Genomic DNA, 19008 nt, shown 5'->3' with positions numbered 1-19008 from the left:
TCACTGTCGAGGGTAATTAAAGTCATGGGGAAAGATCAGGACGAAATATTAGGTTGTAGAAAGAAAAATGCCCGACTGATAAACAATCGGGCAAATATCCAGAACAAAAGGATCCTGTCTCGCTCTCCAGGAGACAGAGTCTGCGTCTGTTCAATCAGCGTTATTAAATATAAGCACTGATCAAGCTCTGGAAACCTTCAAACTAATTCGAGGTTTAGTCTTGGTACTTTTTGATAACTAGTGTTGCGTTAGTACCACCGAAACCAAAGCTGTTCGACATAACTGTCGTTAATTCTTGCTCGCGAGCTTCAGTTACGATATCTAGACCAGCTGCTGCTTCGTCTAGGTTTGAAACGTTAATGCTTGGAGCGATGAAGCTGTTGTCTAGCATTAGCGTTGAGTAAATAGCTTCGTGTACACCAGCAGCACCTAGAGCGTGACCAGTCATCGCTTTAGTTGCAGAGATTGCAGGGCTGTTGCCACCGAATACTTCTTGGATTGCGCCAAGTTCTTTAACATCACCTACTGGAGTAGAAGTACCGTGAGTGTTCACGTAATCTACGCCGTCAACGTTTTGCATCGCCATTTTCATACAACGAACAGCGCCTTCACCAGAAGGAGCAACCATGTCGTAGCCATCTGAAGTCGCACCGTAACCTACGATTTCACCGTAGATCTTAGCACCACGTGCAACTGCGTGCTCAAGCTCTTCGATAACTAGCATACCGCCGCCACCAGAGATAACAAAACCGTCACGATCAGCATCGTATGTACGAGAAGCTTGCTCAGGCGTATCGTTGTATTTAGAAGAAAGCGCGCCCATAGCATCGAACATCATAGTCAGAGACCAATCTAGTTCTTCACCGCCACCAGCGAATACAACGTCTTGCTTACCTAGTTGGATAAGTTCCATTGCATGACCAATACAGTGTGCAGAAGTCGCACATGCAGAGCTCATTGAATAGTTCACACCACGGATTTTGAAAGGAGTCGCTAGACAAGCAGAAACTGTTGAAGCCATTGTACGTGGAACCATGTATGGACCAACACGTTTAACGCCTTTCTCACGTAGGATATCTACTGCGTTTACTTGGTTTAGAGATGAAGCACCACCAGAACCAGCAACGATACCTGTGCGGTCATTAGAAACTTGATCTTCTGTTAAACCAGAGTCAGCAATTGCTTGCAGCATTGATAGGTATGCAAATGCTGCAGCATCGCCCATGAAACGCATCTTTTTACGATCGATATGTTCAGCAGGGTTCATTTTAAGGTTGCCCCAAACTTGAGAGCGAAGGCCTTTTTCCTTGAACTGCTCTGAAGCTGTGATACCAGATTTACCCGCTTTTAGAGACGTTAAAACTTCTTCGACGTTGTTACCGATACTTGAAACAATACCCATACCGGTGATTACGACTCGTTTCATGTGACATTCCTATAATTCAAAATTCAGCTAGATGATAACTAAGAAGCATAACAAAAGTGGTCAGCTTTCCTAGAAATTCGTACAATCACCCCTAACATATCGCCTCAAATCACAAAATGATAGATTTTATGACTTCAATTACCAACGCAGAGCTTGGCTGGAACGACGCTGGCACTCCTGTTTCTGACCAATTCGACGACGTTTACTTCTCAAATGTGAATGGTTTAGAAGAAACTAGATACGTCTTCTTGAAACAAAACCACCTTCCAGAGCGTTGGCTTGAGCACGATCAACGCCGTTTTGTTATCGCTGAAACGGGCTTTGGTACTGGCTTAAACTTCCTCGCGGTTTGGCAATGGTTTGATGCGTTTTTAAAAGAAAACCCACAAGCGACAACCAAAGAATTACATTTCGTTAGTTTTGAGAAATATCCTCTAAATAAAGATGATCTCATTAAAGCACACCAAGCATGGCCAGAATTAGCGGATTATGCGACACAACTCCAAGAGCACTACCCTATAGCTCTACCTGAGTGTCATCGTATCGTTTTAGGTGATGGAGCGATCACGCTCGACTTATGGTTTGGTGACATTAAAGACTGCATGCCAAATGTTCCAACCCCACAGCAAGGGTTGATCGATGCTTGGTTCTTAGATGGCTTTGCACCAAGTAAAAACCCAGAAATGTGGAATCAAACCCTCTTTAACGGCATGGCGAAAATGGCAAAACAAGACTGTTCTTGTGCCACCTTCACCGCTGCTGGATTTGTGCGTCGTGGACTAATTGARGCTGGCTTTGACATGAAAAAAGTCAAAGGCTTTGGTACAAAGCGAGAAATGATCGCTGGCACACTCACAGATAAGAAAGAGTACTCAAACATCAAGCCTTGGTACGGGCTTTCAGCACACAATGAATCTAATGACATTGCTATTATTGGTGGTGGTGTTGCAAGCGCCGCCCTCGCGAAAACGTTGAGCCGACGTGGTAAAGAGGTCACCCTTTATTGCGAACACGAGCAAGCAGCAGGCAATGCATCAGGAAACAACCAAGGGGCTATTTATCCACTGCTAAGCGAAGCGACGTCCAATGTTTCACGCGTGTTTGGCCCAGGGTTACTGTTCGCTCGACAATTCATTAACCAAGCGGCTCACTCGATTAAATTTGACCATGATTGGTGTGGTGTAAATATTTTAATGTGGGATGCAGGATCAACTAAAAAGCTCAATCGAATGTTGGAAGGCAACTTCCACACAGACCTTATTCAGCATTTAACGCCAGAACAAGCAAACAATACCATTGGCTTACCTGTCGATAAAGAGAGCGTCTACTTCCCATTAGGCGGGTGGCTAAGCCCATTACAGTTGACTCAAGGTTTGATTCAACAATTGGAAGAAGCTGAAAAAGTGACCGCACACTACCAACATCAAGTCATCAAGCTTGAATGGTTAGAGGCGAGTAAACAGTGGCAACTCACCATACAAACGCCACAAGGTGAAATGGTCACTTGCCACGATCAAGTGGTTGTAGCAAATGGTCATAAGTTCACTCAATTCCAACAAACTCAACCGGTTCCATTAACCCCTGTAAAAGGTCAGGTTAGCCATATCCCTACAACTGAGAGTTTGAGTAAACTGAAAACGGTACTTTGTTTCGACGGATATTTAACACCGCAAAACCCAAATAACGGGCGTCACTGTATTGGGGCTAACTACGATAAAAGTAACATTGACCAAAAATTTGACCCTGAAGTTCAGCAGCACAACGGTGAGCGACTTCATGGCTCTTTGCCTGAGCAAGAGTGGACAAAAGACGTAGATACTAGTGCAAACCTATCACGCCAGGGCATTCGTAGCGTGAGCCGAGACCACTTGCCGTTTGTTGGAAACGTTGGCGACTTTGAATCAATCAAAGAGCAATATCAAAACTTGCACAACTTTAATCCTCAACGTGATTCAATAGAGAACATTGAGCCAGTGGCAAGTTACCCGAACCTATATTGCTTTATCGGATTAGGCTCTCGCGGACTAAGCTCAGCGCCATTACTTGCTGAAGTTTTAGCATCACAGATTTGTGGAAACCCTTTACCTCTGCCAGTCGACGTTTTAGAGGCCATTCACCCAAGTCGGATGTGGGTTCGTAGGTTACGTAAAGGCAAAGCTCTCACTGCCGGCTGGGTCTCAAACAAGAAAGCTGAGTAGTAATTCGAATAAACTCAACCACAACCTTGTATTCCTACCGCTCGACTTAAAGGAATACTAGCCCTAAAACAACAAAGCCCGAATTGACAACATTCAATTCGGGCTTTGTTTACAAATTCATGATGCGAGTTATAACTTCACGAGTTCAGCGATACACCCCGGCTCACTCTTATTATCTTTAAGTTCAAACTCCCAACCGTAAACACTGCATAATCGCCTCACGATCAAAAGCCCAAGCCCATGTTCCGTTTCATTTTCGTCAGACAAACCAACACCCGAATCTTTCACCGCAATTCGATTATTTGAAATATGAATAGCAATTGAGCCCTCTTCAGTAAAACGAACAGAGTTATTAACTAAGTTTTTCAATATCATTTTAAGTACTGACGGGGAGAAATYCAGTTTTGTTTTAGGTTCAACAACTAAAGTAACCTCAACCCCAGCTTCCGCTTTTTTGCTCAGTTCATTCACCGAAATTGTTTGATCGTGAATATCCCATAACTCATCACTTGTCGTCGCATTTTCCTGCTTAACGATATTAAGTAAGATTTCGACCGTAGATTGCATATTATCAACAGCACCGACAATTCGCTGGCGCTGCTTCGCCTGAAAGGCAGCATCATCTTCTTTCATTGCTTGTAAGTTGGCAGCTCCAGAAATAATCGCAATTGGTGTTTTCAACTCATGGCTGGCGTACTTAGCAAACATCATTTCTTGCTTAACCACTCGTTCTTTCATTTGCGTGTAACTATTGAGATGATTTGTAAGCAACTTGATTTCATCTATCGCATATTCATCAACTCTAAATTGATCATTTCCCTTTTGACTCAGCTGCTCAGAAAGCTCACTAATCGGAGACATCAGCCCATCAAAAACACGCTTAATGGAAAAACTTAAAAACCAAACTAAAAACAACATCAAAAGAGTCGATGTAATCATTAACCCACTCCAGTTGTCGTCGCCAAACTCAAGTGAACGCGCATCTATTGCCAAGTAAAGGGGAATCGTTCTACTTTGATAAACAAACTGGGAATAGAACACCATATACCCTCCTTCTTCAAAAGAGCGTATCCGTGTTACTTCACCTAACGCATACGGCATTTCTTCTTTTAAAACTTCAGGCAATGAGGTTGCAGTGTAGTGCGCCGTGACATTCGTACTTAATATCGCTTTATCGACTTGTTCCAATTGATAATGCTTTTGCGCGATTTCGTTGAACGACACTAAATGCTGCTCTATTTGAAAGTCTTCTTCGAGTATCAGTTGAACGGAAAAAGCAAAAAAGACCACCATAGACACGGAAATGGCAATCCGTGCAAAAGTGAACACCAGTCTTTTTTTGACCGCTGCAATATTTCCAGTAGGAGGCCGCTTTTCCTTTGATGATGCTTTAAATTTAAACATTACAATTCCAAACGAAAGCCAAATTTAGGGACAGTTTTTAGCATGGGTTTTTCAAATGGTTTATCGAGAACATTTCGCAGCAAATAAATATGGCTACGTAATACATCTTTGTCTGGTACGTCGTCGCCCCATAACTGGTGAATGATAGTYTCACGAGAGACTACATCCCCTTGAGCTTTAACCAAGGTAACCAAAATTTGATACATCACTGGTGTTGTGACCAACTTGAACCCATTTCTTGTAATAAGCTTGGTCTTTTCATCTATCTGTAGCTCACCAAACGTCAACAATGCCGGTGCAACTTGACCTCGGAAACGTTTAATCAAAGCAGATAAGCGAACTTCTAGTTCAGGGAATTGAAAAGGCTTGCTAACGAAGTCATCAACACCGTTATCAAAACCGTTAAGTAAATCCTCTTGACCATTGAGTGCCGTCAGCATGAGGATAGGCGTCGAACACCCACCTTCTCTCAACTCTTTTGCAACCTGCATACCGTCTTTTTTCGGCATCATTACATCAAGAATAATCGCATCAAATTCTTCTTCTAAAGCCAATTTAAGCCCTAACACACCGTTATCAGCAAAATCGACCTCTGCCCCTTTAACCTCTAAAAAGTCGGCAAGAATACCCTGAAGCTCTTCGTTGTCTTCAACGACTAGAATTCGACTGTTCTCAAGCATAACGCGTTCTCTATAAATAAAATAATCTACTTCCCATCATAGCCACTTCACGTCGAATTTATGTGAAAACTTTCTCACCCCGTACACTTGTCGAATTGTATTTGACAAAAACTCGACATAACAAAATTCATACTGCTTCCATCACATACTGGGAGAACCATGATGAACAAGAATTTACTCACCTGCCTTATTACTTCAATGATGTTTACACCTGCTAGTCACGCGGTTGACCTGATAGGCAAAACCACCAGCAAAAGCCCTGTTAATGTCGTATCAGAGGTAAGCGGTGTTATTGACCAAGCGAACTGGCAAACGGGAGACATCATCACTCAAGGTAAACTCCTAGCCACAGTTAAAGATCAAGATTTCAAACTTGAAGTTCGTAAGCAACAGGCGAATGTTGCTTTAGTCAAAGCAGACTTAGACATCAAGCAGTCCGTTTACTCCCGCTATCAAGAGCTTCGTTCTAAAAAGAGTTTGTCCCAAAACGAATTAGACGTCGCGAAAGCAGATTATTCAGCAGCAAAAGCAAACTTATCGCTAGCTAAAATTGAATTAGAAAAAGCCACGTTGGATTTAGCCAATACACAAGTTAACGCCGCTATCGACGGTTATGTAATAGCCCGTTCAGTAGAAGATGGTGCTTGGGTTAATCAAGGTGACCTGCTTTACAAACTAACGAACATCGACCGACTCAATGTTCGCCTGCTCGCCAGTGAGTTTGATTTGAGCGAGCTTTCTGTCGGACAAGCAATTCAAATTTGGTCTGAAGCTCAGCCTGCTCATCGTGTAAATGCTCAAATCAACCGTATCGGGGTTGAACTCGATCCAGCGACCTTTGCGTACTTTGTTGAAGTTGAAATCAACAATGAACAACACCTTTTCAAGCCTGGAATGTCTATTCACGCTACGACTGAGTTCGATCCAAACGTTGAAGTTGTTTCAACAAATAATCAATAGGACCTGACATATGAATAACTTCCTTGCTTATTTCGCTGAGCGTAGCTTTTTAGCTCGCATCATCACCATTATGGTGCTTTTGATCGGGGTCGGATCAATGAGCATTCTAAAATTGCAGGAGCTACCTGATATCGCTTTTGCAGAAGTGGAAATTACGACTCAGTACCCTGGAGCATCAGCACAAGATATTGAACTGAACATCACTAACCGAATCGAAAAAGAACTCAAATCGGTGCAAGGGCTAACGACATATAATTCTCAGTCATTTGATGGACAATCTTACATCAGTATTGAGCTTGATGAAGGTTATGACATTGCACAGACAGTGCGTGATATTCAACAAGCAGTAGACCGAGTTCAAGGCTTACCCAAAGATATCTCTAACCCGCCACTTGTGGCTCAAAAGAGCACATCTTCATTCGAAGTCATGACATTTGGTATCGTAACTGAACTTGAGAACACAGAGCTGCAAAACTACGCTCGTGATTTAGAGAAAAAGCTGCGCAGCGTGGGCGGTGTAGGTACTGTTGCAATGTCTGGATTCACAGAACGTGAATTCTGGATTGAGGTTGAACCATCAAAACTGTCTCGCTATCAGTTAGCTTTAGCTGACGTTACTTCCGCAATTAATACGCGTAACTTATCACTGTCTGGCGGTGTYGTTGAATCGTGGAACAGCGAACAGCGCATCGTGACTCTTACGCAAATTCATTCAATTGAAGAGCTAGCGAACACCATCATCAAAGTATTACCAACTGGTGAAACTGTTCGCTTAGGTGATGTTGCTAAGGTTTCAGACTCGTTCGAGAAAGCCACTGAACTCGGTATGATCAACGGTGACAATGCGATTGTCTTCACCGTAGCGAAAAGTGTAAATGCTGACATCATTGCAACAATAGACCGCGTAAAAGCACTTCTTGCTCAGGAAGAAGTGCGCCTTAATGGTCAATACTCATTCCCTATTTCGCTGAACCTTGCTGATGACATGAGCGAGAAGTTTTCCATCGTTACCACCAATGGCGGTGTCGGTCTAATCCTTGTTCTTATCGTTCTAAGCATGATATTGAGACGTGCGGTAGCATTTTGGGTCGCGGTTTCTATTCCGTTTTGCGTTCTAGGTGTCATGGCTGTACTACCAGCTTTAGGCATGAACCTAGACAGTATTACGCTAGCCGCCATGCTTCTAGTTATCGGAATAATTGTTGATGATTCGGTTATCGTGGCAGAAAGCATTTACCAAGAAAGAGAAAAAGGGAAAGCGCCTTTAGAAGCAGCAACGACTGGTGTACAAAATGTTATCCGCCCTATCTTTGCAAGCTTAACGACAACAGCTTTAGTGTTCATTCCTATGTTCTTCATTCCAGGAACAATGGGGAAAGCAGTCATGGTTATCCCAATCACCGTTATTGCTGCACTGTTATTTTCTTTAGCTGAATGTACTTTTACACTACCAGCTCACCTTGCCAATTCCTTGAAAAAAGAAAAGGCAAAAGAGCAGAAAGAAGATCGTTTCATCGGTGTTATTCACCGTTACCAATCATTACTGGCGAAATGTTTAGTGTGGAAGAAGTCGGTATTGCTTGCTTCAATCGTCACCCTAATCGGCAGTGGCGCAGTATTAACGACCCTAAAGCTGGATATATTCCCTAGTGAAACTGCAAAATATGTAGAAATTTATACAGAAGTGAAACCAGGAGCTTCACTAGAACAAGTTCGTATTGCTCACTCAAAATTCGAAGAGATCATCGCAAGCCTTGGTAAAAACGAATTGGTTTCATACCGCATGACTTATGGCAGCCCTGCAAGTAATGGTCTGCTAACTCTTACTAATTTTGAACAACGAGACCGAACAGCAAACCAAATTGCCGATAGCCTAAACGAGAAAATGAAAGCTATCCCAGCTATCGACTTCGTTAAGTTTACTGTTGATGCGGGTGGACCTCCTCCTGGTGAACCAATTGAAATTCGAGTCATCAGTAATAACGAGGCAGAGCGTAATCAAGCCGTTGATATTGTTATGGATTGGATGAGTGATCAACCGAGCCTAGACAAGGTCACCAACAACGAACAGCTGACCGACCCACAGCTACAAATTTTACCGCAATACGAATGGTTGGCACGTTACAACCTAACCGTTCAAGACCTTGCGACAACATTACGTATCGCATTTGATGGTGAAAGTGTTTCGTCAACTTGGATCGGTGACCAAGAAGTCAACTTACGAGTCCTACTTGATGAAGAATACCGAAACATTGAACGCTTAAGAACAACCAAGATCACGACACCTAGCGGTATCAAAGTACCTCTAAACCGCCTAGCTAAAGTTCAGGAAGTACACGCACCTCGTGAACTTTTACACTACAACGGCGACCGTCAGGTTCTTGTAAGCGCTCAGATTGTGGATGAAGCTGTCGGCTCTGGAGAACTAAGCCAACAACTAGCTGATGCGCTATCACAAAAAGTGGGCAAAAGTGTTCATCTAGATATTGGCGGTGAAGCCGAGAATACCAGCGAGACCATGTCTGGATTCTTAGTCGCTTTCCCTGCTGCTATGGTCNGCATCTACTTTGTTCTGGCGATTATGTTTAGTTCACTATTACAGCCTTTACTGATTATGGCGGTAATACCCTTTGCCGTCGTTGCTGCACTCATGGCGTTATTTGTGCACATGCAGCCTTTGTCTTTATTTGCACTGATTGGTGTGCTTGGTATGACGGGAGTTGTCGTCAATAACTCACTAGTATTGATAAATAGAATAAACGAATTGAGAGCTGAAGGGTTGGAAGTCATTGAAGCGGTGACTAAAGCTGCGGCAAGTCGCCTTCGCCCAATACTCTTGACCTCGATTACAACTGTTGTTGGCCTATTACCTTTAGCTTATGGGATTGGTGGTACAGACGTTTACATGGGCCCTATGTCTCTGACTCTAGGCTATGGCTTACTGTTCTCACTACCGATTGTATTGATTGTTATACCGTGTTTGTACACCCTATGTTTTAGTCGTAAGTCGACGAAGGTGAATACACCGTCAATTTAACAACCTACAGATAATTTAAGAGCTGGCTGATATTTGCCATGAACAGTGCCAGTTAACCAACTGGCACAAAATAAAAAAGCCTGACCATAAATATATGATCAGGCTTTTTCTTATTACTAATAAGTTCGCTCTAGATAAAGTAATCTAAATAGAACCTCTATTATTCTGCTAATTTGCTTACTGCTTCTTTAAGTTGAGCAACAATCGCGTCATCTTTAATTGAACCCGTTTCAAAATCAAAGTTGTCATAGAAACTAGGAACTGAAACTGAAGCTTTAACGTTACCGCCAAAGTATGGCGCAGAGCCAACAGCAGCGCCAAGTACCGTTTGCGCTCCACCAGGGCCTGGTGACGTCGCTAGATAAACGGCCGGCTTCTCACCGAAGACTGAACGCTCGATACGAGTTGACCAATCAAATAGGTTTTTATAAGCAGCAGGGTAATGTCCGTTGTGCTCAGCAAATGAGATAACAAAAGCATCTGCTTCTGAAAGGTCACGTAGGAAAGCTTGTGCGCCTTCAGCTTGACCGATCTCTTTTTCAGTATCTTCACTGAACATAGGTACGTTGTAATCAGAGATGTTTAAAACTTTAACTTCAGCACCTTCAATCAAGTTTGCAGCGTAAGTCGCTAGTGCTTTATTGATAGAAGTAGAGCTGGTGCTTGCGCCAAATGCGATAACTTTCATGATGTTTCCTTTAGGTGTTCTCTTTAAGTAGGTTCAGAATAGCCGAACCCAAAAATCGAACAACCAGAAAAATCATACAAACTCATTCAATTATTTCGAATGAGTTTAATATCACATTTGATTGATCACTTATGCAAGGTTTTGTAGTTCAACCCAAAGGTCATTTACAATAACGCGATCTGCTGGAGTCAATTCTGCACGAGCTTCATCTAGACTATTCTCAATTCGAGATTTTACTTCGGTAACGTCTTCTACACCGTCTTCTTCACAAGATGCAACAGACAGTGAGATATGACCGCGTAAGTAGCCACCAGCAAATAGTTCATCGTCAGAAGCTGTTTCAATGCGTGCATCAATCAGTTCAAGAAGCTTTTCTTCGAATTCTATAATCATTTTAATCTCTTATTTCACGATAAATTGGCTGGCACAAAGTGGAGCAACTTGGTAATGACGACGAAGCGCTTCTGAAAGCATCTTCACTCGTTCTGGAATACCTTGCTCCAAAATCCCCATCACTTCTTTATGTACTGTATGCATAAAGGCTAAGCGATCAGGTTCAAAATCGCCGTGTAGATTGTCACAGCTTACCGTAAAAGGAAAGCCTGCACTTTTAGCTATGATCCATTCATACGCTTGTGGGCGGATTTCTACTTTTTCAAACTCAGCTTGCACTTGTTCAGTTCGACCATCCGGCTCGTACCAATAGCCAAAATCTTCCAACAGTCGACGCTGTGGACCAGCCACACACCAATGCGCTATTTCATGTAATGCTGACGCGTAAAAGCCTCGCGCAAAAACGATTCGATGGTATTCAATTTTCTCATCGGCAGGTAAGTAAATGGGTTCATCCCCACCCAACTCTAATTTAGTGTTGTATGAGTCAAAGAAAGTCTCGTTAAAGATGGTAATGATGTCTTGATATTGATGAGTCATAGCGCTTTTTATGGGGTAACCGTTAACGAAAGCATTCTGCTTTTTTTTGAGGTTAAGGTAAAGCCCTACTTTTCACGAAAGTATTACCATAGCTAATCTGAAAGCCCGCTTCGAAATACTAATTTTCATTCGCCTTAAACTCAGTTTGCCACTACACTCTCGCATCGTTTTTATATCCTAGAACCGAAATCCTTTCAGTTTTATAGATTCATTTAGAGATAACGCAATGCTGTTAAGTGTTTTGTATATCATTGGCATCACGGCTGAAGCCATGACCGGCGCACTCAGTGCTGGTAAACAAAAAATGGACTGGTTTGGAGTTATGTTAGTCGCAAGTGCGACGGCTATTGGTGGTGGTACTGTCAGAGATATTCTGCTCGGTCATTATCCACTGGGCTGGGTTGAAAACCCTGAGTTTTTAGCCATTACCTGTGTGGCTGGTGTTATAACCACTGGCTTAGCGAAATGGGTGATAAAACTAAAAGGTCTATTTATTCGTTTAGATGCGCTTGGCCTAATTGTATTCAGCATTATCGGTACTAAAGTGGCTATTGATATGGGGTTACACCCGGGTATTTGTATGGTTTCTGCTTTAGTGACTGGCGTATTTGGTGGATTACTTCGCGACTTAATTTGTCGCCAAACACCACTGGTTTTACACGAAGAACTGTACGCATCTGTCGCTTTACTTGCTTCAGGCTTATACCTAGCATTGCTAGAGTTTGGAGTGAATGATGTGACAAGCACAATTGTGACGTTAGTTGTCGGATACACGCTACGAATGGCAGCAGTACGCTTTAAATGGCGCTTGCCTTCATTCCACTTGGAAACAGAAGGCTCTATTCACTAAAGTGCTAGTCAGCTCGAAGAGTCACTAGGTTCTGTATATTTCGTGAAGCTAAGCTGTCATTTAAGACAAATACTAAAAAGGGTTGGCAGTGCCAACCCTTTTGCTTTTGTACTAATAACTTACGCTAAACGCTTCAGAAACTATATCTGAGGAGTCGTTGTTGTCACACCAAAGTTCTGACCACGATGACGCAGTAGATGATCCAGTAGAACAATCGCTAGCATCGCTTCAGCAATTGGCACAGCACGAATACCTACACATGGGTCGTGACGACCTTTAGTGATAAGTTGCGTCGGTTCACCATCTTTAGTAATAGTGTCACCCGGGACAGTAATACTCGAAGTCGGCTTAAGCGCAATGCTTGCTACGATATCTTGACCGGTTGAAATACCACCCAGAATGCCACCAGCGTGGTTACTTGTGAAACCCTCAGGAGTTAAAGGATCACGATGTTCGCTACCCTTTTGCTTAACAACATCAAAGCCATCACCAATTTCAACACCTTTCACCGCATTAATGCTCATCAGAGCGTGTGCAATGTCAGCATCTAAACGGTCAAAGATTGGCTCACCAAGTCCAACTGGTACTTTAGTTGCTACAACCTGAATTTTAGCGCCAATAGAGTTACCTTCTTTTAGAAGATCGCGGATCATCTGGTCAAACTCAGGTACTTTATCTTCATCTGGGCAGAAGAACGCATTGTTTTCGATTTCGTTCCAATCAACTTTATCAATTGAAACATCACCCATTTGTGACAAGTAAGCTTGAACTTCTACGCCAAACTCTTGTTTCAGGTATTTCTTAGCTATCGCACCAGCAGCAACACGCATTGCCGTTTCACGAGCTGAAGAACGACCACCACCACGGTAATCACGTACCCCGTATTTTTGGTGGTAAGTGTAATCAGCATGACCTGGGCGGAATTTATCTTTAATTTCAGAGTAATCTTTTGAGCGTTGGTCAGTATTTTCGATTAGTAGACCAATTGAAGTACCTGTCGTTTGCCCTTCAAAGACACCAGACAAGATTTTCACTTCATCAGCTTCACGACGTGCAGTCGTATAACGAGAAGTACCCGGACGGCGACGGTCCAAATCTCTCTGTAAGTCAGCTTCTGTAATTTCTAGTCCTGGTGGGCACCCGTCGACGATACATCCAAGTGCGATACCGTGACTTTCTCCGAATGTCGTCACACGGAAGTGTTGTCCGATACTGTTTCCTGCCATTGCTTCCTCAACCTATTACAGCCCTGTAAATTGGGCTTTACACTTTAATTTTTCATTATTTCATAGTGTCTTTATTACGGTTTGATGTAAACCCCTAATCCGAAGCTATTTTGTGGTTTGCTGCTTACACCAAAATTGGCGCATAAAAAAACGCCAGCGTATAGCTGACGTTTTATATTCATTGATATGTAAGAACAATGATTAATCTTTGTAGATAGAGAACTCTTCAGCGCAAGCAACCATTTGCTCACGAGTGATCATGAATACGCCATGTCCACCATTAGAGAATTCAACCCAAGTGAATGGGATCTCTGGGTACTGTTCCATCATATGAACCATAGAGTTACCTACTYCACAGATAAGAATACCATCATCCGTTAAGTAGTCTGGCGCGTTAGCTAGAATGCGACGTACTAGCTTAAGGCCATCAGTACCCGCAGCTAGGCCTAGTTCTGGCTCATGAGTAAACTCATCAGGTAGGCTGTTCATATCTTCTTCGTCCACGTAAGGTGGGTTCGATACGATCAGGTTGTACTTCTCTTTTGGTAAATCACGGAAAAGATCAGAACGGATTGGGAACACTTGCTGCTCCATGCCGTGATCTTGAACGTTTTGCTCAGCAACTTGCAATGCATCCGTTGAGATATCAATCGCGTCAACTTCTGCGTCAGGGAATGCGTGAGCACATGCAATAGCAATACAGCCACTACCCGTACACATATCCATGATACGAACTGGCTCTTCTGTTAACCAAGGTTGGAATTGAGCTTCGATTAGCTCACCGATTGGCGAACGTGGCACAAGTACGCGCTCATCTACAAAAAACTCAAGGCCACAGAACCAAGCTTTATTTGTTAGGTATGCCGTTGGAGTACGCTCGTTGATACGCTTAATAACACGTTCAACAATGCGTAGACGCTCGCTGCTTGTTAAGCGAGAGTTTAATACGTGCGAAGGAACATCAATTGGCAGATAAAGAGTAGGCAAAATAAGTTGTACCGCCTCATCCCACGCATTATCAGTTCCGTGACCATAAAATAGGCCAGCAGCGTTAAAGCGACTTACAGTCCAACGAATTACATCTTGAAGCGTGTGTAGTTCTGATACCGCTTCCTCTACAAAAATCTTATCCAAAATTGTCTCCGAAAAGCGCTACAATACTGCTAATAACGTTTTTAATTAGAATTCATAAGCTGATGAGCAAAAAAGACACCGACTTCGATGATGACTTCGCCTTATTCAACGATGCAGTAAAGGGCGTTAAAAAGTTGCAACAGGATACCATAATCCAGCAGCCAAAAAGAAATACCAAACAAAAAGAAATCACACGAACAGCCAGACAAGCCAGTGATAGCGAGTTTTATTTCTCAGACGAGTTCATTCCTCACCTCAGTGAAGAAGGGCCAACTCGTTATGCGCGTGATGATGTTTCTAAATATGAAGTCAAACGATTAAGGCGCGGTGTATACGTACCGGATGTGTATTTAGATATGCACGGCATGACCCAACAAGAAGCTAAGCGCGAACTAGGCGCTATGATTGCACATTGCATTAAAGAAGGTGTGTCATGTGCGAGTGTGCAACATGGTATAGGTAAACATATATTGAAGCAGAAAGTACCGCTTTGGTTAGCGCAGCACCCCGATGTAATGGCTTTTCACCAAGCTCCATTAGAATTTGGTGGTCATGGCGCTTTGTTAGTCTTACTTGCGATTCCAGAAAAGTAATTTGCAAACTCTTCGGTATTCACACCACATCAACAGTGAAGAAGCGCTAAACAGGCAACCTACTATCACAAACCTCTACACAAGGCGTTCACGGCACTCTACATAATAGCCATGTACGCCCTGTTACCTTCACTTTTGCTTTGAAGGCAAAGTTCTAAGTAGCAACTTAAAACTAAGAATTAATGTTCCACAAAAGTTCACCGCGCTGCTGCTCAACATCATAGTCAATGCACATCAGGCCTGACGTAGGGAACATCGGTGGCATCATATCTTTTACGAACTCTGCCGTTAAGTAACCCACCAGTGGTAAATGTGAAACGAACAATAGGCTATCTAGTTTTTCGACTTCTGCTAACGCTAATGTGAAATCAAAGACCTGACCAGACTCTCCATATGGCGTAATGTCATCACAAGTTTCAACTTTATCGGTAGAAAACACCGTTGAGATCTCTTGCCATGTTTGTTGCGCTCTAATATATGGGCTAACAAGCACTTTATCGAACTGAGAGAATCCCATTTCTTGTGCAGATTTCGCCACAGACAGTGACAGTTTTTTACCACGTTCGGTTAGCACTCGCTCTGCGTCTGAATTAGCAAAGTGTTCCGCTTCGCCGTGACGCATAATGAATATTTTCATAGTTGTTCCTATTACCGTGGTGTATCTATAAAACAATCAACAAACTTCTTCGGTTTTACACTGCTATTCATGAGAAATTCGTTTCAATATAAATAATTATATCAAGTAGCTTGCTAAAGAGTTCGACTTTCTTAACAATCTGATAAAAGAAATAAATACTCTTAGTACCAGAAATAAAAAGCATTTATATCCCAAAATATAAGAGCAAGATTTGCACCAATTTATATCGGGTACATAATTTAAGAATCACCATCTCCGGAGAGTCACTGTGCATTTAAGCCCAAATGATGAACATCAATATCGATACTTAACACTCAGTAACGGTTTACGCGTTCTATTCATCCGTGATCAAAATGCTCAAAAAGCTGCAGCGGCACTCGCGGTAAATGTCGGCCACTTTGATGATCCGCTAGATAGAGAAGGTCTTGCTCATTATTTGGAGCATATGCTTTTTTTAGGCACAGAAAAATACCCTAAAGTGGGTGAGTTTCAAAGTTATATTAACCAACATGGTGGAAGTAATAACGCTTGGACCGGAACAGAGCATACTTGCTTCTTTTTTGATATTGAATCGAATGCATTTGAATCGGGGTTAGACCGGTTCAGTCAATTTTTTAGCGCGCCTTTATTCAACGAAGAAGCATTAGATAAAGAACGACAAGCTGTCGAGTCTGAATACAAGATGAAACTGAATGACGATGCTCGACGTCTATACCAAGTCACAAAAGAAATGGTTAACCCAAAGCACCCTCTTTCCAAGTTTTCAGTCGGTAACCTAGACACTCTTGGCGATAGAAACGGTCAGTCCATTCGTCAGGAGATCCTAAATTTCCACCAGCAACATTACTCTGCCGACTTAATGACACTCACACTGACGAGTAACTACAGCCTTGATGAAATGCAGCAGTGGGTCGAAGAAAAGTTCTCTTCTATTAAAAATAACCAGCTCGCCAATAAAACAATTTCCGAACCTATCAGTGACGAAAACAGCACGGGTGTGCTCGTCTTCATTGAGCCTGTAAAAGAAATTCGCAAGTTGATCTTAACGTTCCCTATGCCATCAATGGATGCGCATTATGGTACTAAACCGCTCTCTTTCTTTGCTCATCTACTTGGCTATGAAGGAGAAGGTAGCCTAATGATGCAGTTAAAAGAGAAAGGTTGGATCACCTCTTTATCTGCAGGTGGTGGCGCTAGTGGTAGTAACTATCGAGACTTCTCAGTGAGTTGTAATTTAACTCCTGAAGGGCTGCCAAGGACAGATGATATTATTCAAGCGGTATTCCAGTACCTTAAACTAATAGAGCTACAAGGCATGGATGAATGGCGCTACCTAGAGAAACGAGCCGTTCTAGAATCCGCTTTCCGATTCCAAGAGCCAACACGACCAATGGATCTTGTTAGCCATCTCGTCATGAATATGCAGCATTATCCAGAAGACGATGTGGTTTATGGTGACTACAAAATGTCTCACTATGACGAAGCGCATTTGAAGTCTCTTTTCCAATATTTTCAAGTTGATAACCTACGTGCGACACTCATTGCACACGGCCTCAATGAGGAAGGGAAAGAACATGACAAAACTGCTCAATGGTATTTCACCCCATACTCAGTACTGCCATTTTCTGAAGAAGAAAAACAAGATTTTTCTCGTATTAACCCGGCATGGCGATTCGAGTTACCACAGAAAAACCCATTCATATGTTATGAACTAGACCCATCTCCACTTGAAGGTGACAGCCAGCTTCCAGAGTTAATTGAAGATCTCGATGGCTTTAAGCTGTGGCACTTACAAGACAATCAATTCAGAGTACCTAAAGGCGTACTTTATATTGCGATTGATAGCCCACACGCGGTTGCTAGCCCACGTAACATTGTAAAAACTCGCTTATGTGTTGAGATGTTCTTGGATTCGCTGGCAAAAGAAACCTATCAAGCCGAAATCGCGGGAATGGGATACAACATGTATTCTCATCAAGGTGGGGTCACTCTGACATTATCTGGCTTTAGCCAAAAACAACCGCAATTACTGGAAATGATACTCAAGCGTTTTTCAGCTCGTGACTTTAGCGAAGCTCGCTTTGAAACCATTAAGCAACAGTTGTTAAGAAATTGGCGTAACTCCGCTCAAGATCGTCCTATTTCACAGCTTTTTAACGCCATGACTGGAGTTCTTCAACCTAACAACCCGCCTTATGAAGTGCTATCTGAAGCGCTTGAAACTATCGAAGTCGATGAGCTAGCCTCTTTTGTTCAGGCTATTCTTGCCGAGCTTCACGTTGAAATGTTCGTATTTGGTGATTGGCAACGAAGTGACGCACACAATATGGCGACAACACTGAAAGAGGCATTACGGGTACAAGGTCAGCAATATGAAGAGTCGTTACGCCCACTAGTTATGCTTGGAGAAAACGGCAGCTTCCAGCGTGAAGTAGAATGTGGCCANGAAGACTCCGCTATTGTTGTGTATTACCAATGCCCCGATATTACTCCTCGCAGTATTGCACTGTATTCATTAGCGAATCATCTTATGTCTTCTGCGTTTTTCCATGAGATTAGAACCAAGCAACAACTTGGATACATGGTAGGAACAGGGAACATGCCACTCAATCGACATCCTGGAATTGTTTGTTATGTTCAATCTCCAAACGCCGCTCCTATTGATCTAATCGCTTCTATCGATGAATTTCTAAATGCATTTTACATGGTGTTGCTCGAACTCAATGAATACCAATGGCACAGTAGTAAACGCGGATTATGGAATCAAATATCAACANCTGACACCACATTAAGAGGTCGAGCACAAAGACTATGGGTTGCGATAGGCAATAAAGACCTTGGCTTCAATCAACGAGAGCACGTACTTGAGGAGCTCAAAACACTATCGCGCTCCGATATGATTCGATTTGTCGTGAACGAGCTTAAACCTCGCACCGCTAACCGGCTGATCATGCATACTCAAGGTAATGCTCACCACGAGGAAGAAGCTTTGTCTGTTGGAGTAGAAATTGGCTCGATTGATGAATTTCAACTAAGACCAAAAGATTGCGAGCTGGGGTAAGTTCGCATGCTTGCCTAGTTTGAACTCCATCAACTAGATTCAGATCGCTAAATCAATATAAAAAGCCCGCTTCAATGACTGAAGCGGGCTTTTTCAACTTACTTTTAAACGAGACAATCGGCTTTATTAAAAAGCGACAATGTCAGTGTTATTTGTAGAAAGATTCATCTATACTCTATAC

At 42.7% G+C, this 19008-nt stretch carries 15 protein-coding genes; 6 read left to right on the top strand and 9 right to left on the bottom strand.

The window, feature by feature from the left end; translation table 11 throughout:
- Positions 1 to 214 precede the first annotated feature (214 nt).
- Positions 215 to 1426 (bottom strand): beta-ketoacyl-ACP synthase I, encoded by a 1212-nt coding sequence (gene fabB / locus L4C33_RS00220; protein WP_428810484.1) that lies wholly within the window; start codon positions 1424 to 1426, stop codon positions 215 to 217.
- A 128-nt stretch (positions 1427 to 1554) separates the two neighbouring features.
- Between fabB and mnmC the strand changes: the two genes are divergently transcribed.
- Positions 1555 to 3624, top strand: coding sequence for a bifunctional tRNA (5-methylaminomethyl-2-thiouridine)(34)-methyltransferase MnmC2/FAD-dependent 5-carboxymethylaminomethyl-2-thiouridine(34) oxidoreductase MnmC1 (gene mnmC, locus L4C33_RS00215; RefSeq protein WP_428810483.1), 2070 nt, complete (start codon positions 1555 to 1557; stop codon positions 3622 to 3624).
- A gap of 129 nt (positions 3625 to 3753) precedes the next feature.
- Here mnmC and L4C33_RS00210 read toward each other — a convergent pair whose 3' ends face one another.
- Both L4C33_RS00210 and L4C33_RS00205 read right to left on the bottom strand, forming a co-directional pair.
- Complete coding sequence (locus L4C33_RS00210) at positions 3754 to 5028, bottom strand: sensor histidine kinase (RefSeq protein WP_428810482.1); 1275 nt, start codon at positions 5026 to 5028, stop codon at positions 3754 to 3756.
- A complete protein-coding gene (locus L4C33_RS00205; RefSeq protein ID WP_428810481.1) occupies positions 5028 to 5708 on the bottom strand; it encodes a response regulator transcription factor in 681 nt (226 codons plus the stop codon). Before L4C33_RS00205 ends, L4C33_RS00210 begins: the two co-directional genes overlap by 1 nt.
- A gap of 159 nt (positions 5709 to 5867) precedes the next feature.
- Between L4C33_RS00205 and L4C33_RS00200 the strand changes: the two genes are divergently transcribed.
- Both L4C33_RS00200 and L4C33_RS00195 read left to right on the top strand, forming a co-directional pair.
- Positions 5868 to 6668: an efflux RND transporter periplasmic adaptor subunit gene (locus L4C33_RS00200; RefSeq protein WP_428810480.1), complete on the top strand. Its 801-nt coding sequence runs from the start codon at positions 5868 to 5870 to the stop codon at positions 6666 to 6668.
- A 10-nt stretch (positions 6669 to 6678) separates the two neighbouring features.
- Positions 6679 to 9705 (top strand): efflux RND transporter permease subunit, encoded by a 3027-nt coding sequence (locus L4C33_RS00195; RefSeq protein WP_428810479.1) that lies wholly within the window; start codon positions 6679 to 6681, stop codon positions 9703 to 9705.
- Between the two features lie 160 nt (positions 9706 to 9865).
- Here the strand turns inward: L4C33_RS00195 and L4C33_RS00190 are convergent, their stop codons facing one another.
- The 3 genes from L4C33_RS00190 to L4C33_RS00180 form a co-directional block, all read right to left on the bottom strand.
- Positions 9866 to 10393, bottom strand: a complete 528-nt coding sequence (locus L4C33_RS00190) for an NADPH-dependent FMN reductase (protein ID WP_428810478.1) — start codon at positions 10391 to 10393, stop codon at positions 9866 to 9868.
- A 129-nt stretch (positions 10394 to 10522) separates the two neighbouring features.
- Positions 10523 to 10786 (bottom strand): YfcL family protein, encoded by a 264-nt coding sequence (locus L4C33_RS00185; RefSeq protein ID WP_428810477.1) that lies wholly within the window; start codon positions 10784 to 10786, stop codon positions 10523 to 10525.
- A gap of 9 nt (positions 10787 to 10795) precedes the next feature.
- Positions 10796 to 11326: an elongation factor P hydroxylase gene (locus tag L4C33_RS00180; protein WP_428810476.1), complete on the bottom strand. Its 531-nt coding sequence runs from the start codon at positions 11324 to 11326 to the stop codon at positions 10796 to 10798.
- A 226-nt stretch (positions 11327 to 11552) separates the two neighbouring features.
- Here L4C33_RS00180 and L4C33_RS00175 point away from each other — a divergent pair, with 226 nt between their 5' ends.
- Positions 11553 to 12176 carry a trimeric intracellular cation channel family protein gene (locus L4C33_RS00175; RefSeq protein ID WP_428810475.1) on the top strand — a complete coding sequence of 208 codons (624 nt, stop codon included), beginning with the start codon at positions 11553 to 11555 and terminating at the stop codon, positions 12174 to 12176.
- Between the two features lie 140 nt (positions 12177 to 12316).
- Here the strand turns inward: L4C33_RS00175 and aroC are convergent, their stop codons facing one another.
- Positions 12317 to 13402 (bottom strand): chorismate synthase, encoded by a 1086-nt coding sequence (gene aroC, locus L4C33_RS00170; protein ID WP_428810474.1) that lies wholly within the window; start codon positions 13400 to 13402, stop codon positions 12317 to 12319.
- A 201-nt stretch (positions 13403 to 13603) separates the two neighbouring features.
- Complete coding sequence (prmB, locus tag L4C33_RS00165; protein ID WP_428810473.1) at positions 13604 to 14536, bottom strand: 50S ribosomal protein L3 N(5)-glutamine methyltransferase; 933 nt, start codon at positions 14534 to 14536, stop codon at positions 13604 to 13606.
- A 62-nt stretch (positions 14537 to 14598) separates the two neighbouring features.
- Here prmB and smrB point away from each other — a divergent pair, with 62 nt between their 5' ends.
- Complete coding sequence (gene smrB / locus L4C33_RS00160; RefSeq protein WP_428810472.1) at positions 14599 to 15129, top strand: endonuclease SmrB; 531 nt, start codon at positions 14599 to 14601, stop codon at positions 15127 to 15129.
- A 172-nt stretch (positions 15130 to 15301) separates the two neighbouring features.
- Here the strand turns inward: smrB and sixA are convergent, their stop codons facing one another.
- Positions 15302 to 15766: a phosphohistidine phosphatase SixA gene (gene sixA / locus L4C33_RS00155; RefSeq protein WP_428810471.1), complete on the bottom strand. Its 465-nt coding sequence runs from the start codon at positions 15764 to 15766 to the stop codon at positions 15302 to 15304.
- Between the two features lie 268 nt (positions 15767 to 16034).
- Between sixA and L4C33_RS00150 the strand changes: the two genes are divergently transcribed.
- Complete coding sequence (locus L4C33_RS00150) at positions 16035 to 18827, top strand: insulinase family protein (RefSeq protein ID WP_428810470.1); 2793 nt, start codon at positions 16035 to 16037, stop codon at positions 18825 to 18827.
- Positions 18828 to 19008 lie beyond the last annotated feature (181 nt).

Origin of the sequence: Vibrio makurazakiensis (assembly GCF_050337375.1) — a bacterium.
GTDB classification, from domain to species: Bacteria; Pseudomonadota; Gammaproteobacteria; order Enterobacterales; family Vibrionaceae; genus Vibrio; species Vibrio makurazakiensis.
The sequence above is the reverse complement of the archived record's forward strand: the minus strand, read 5'-3'. Positions and strand labels throughout refer to the sequence as shown.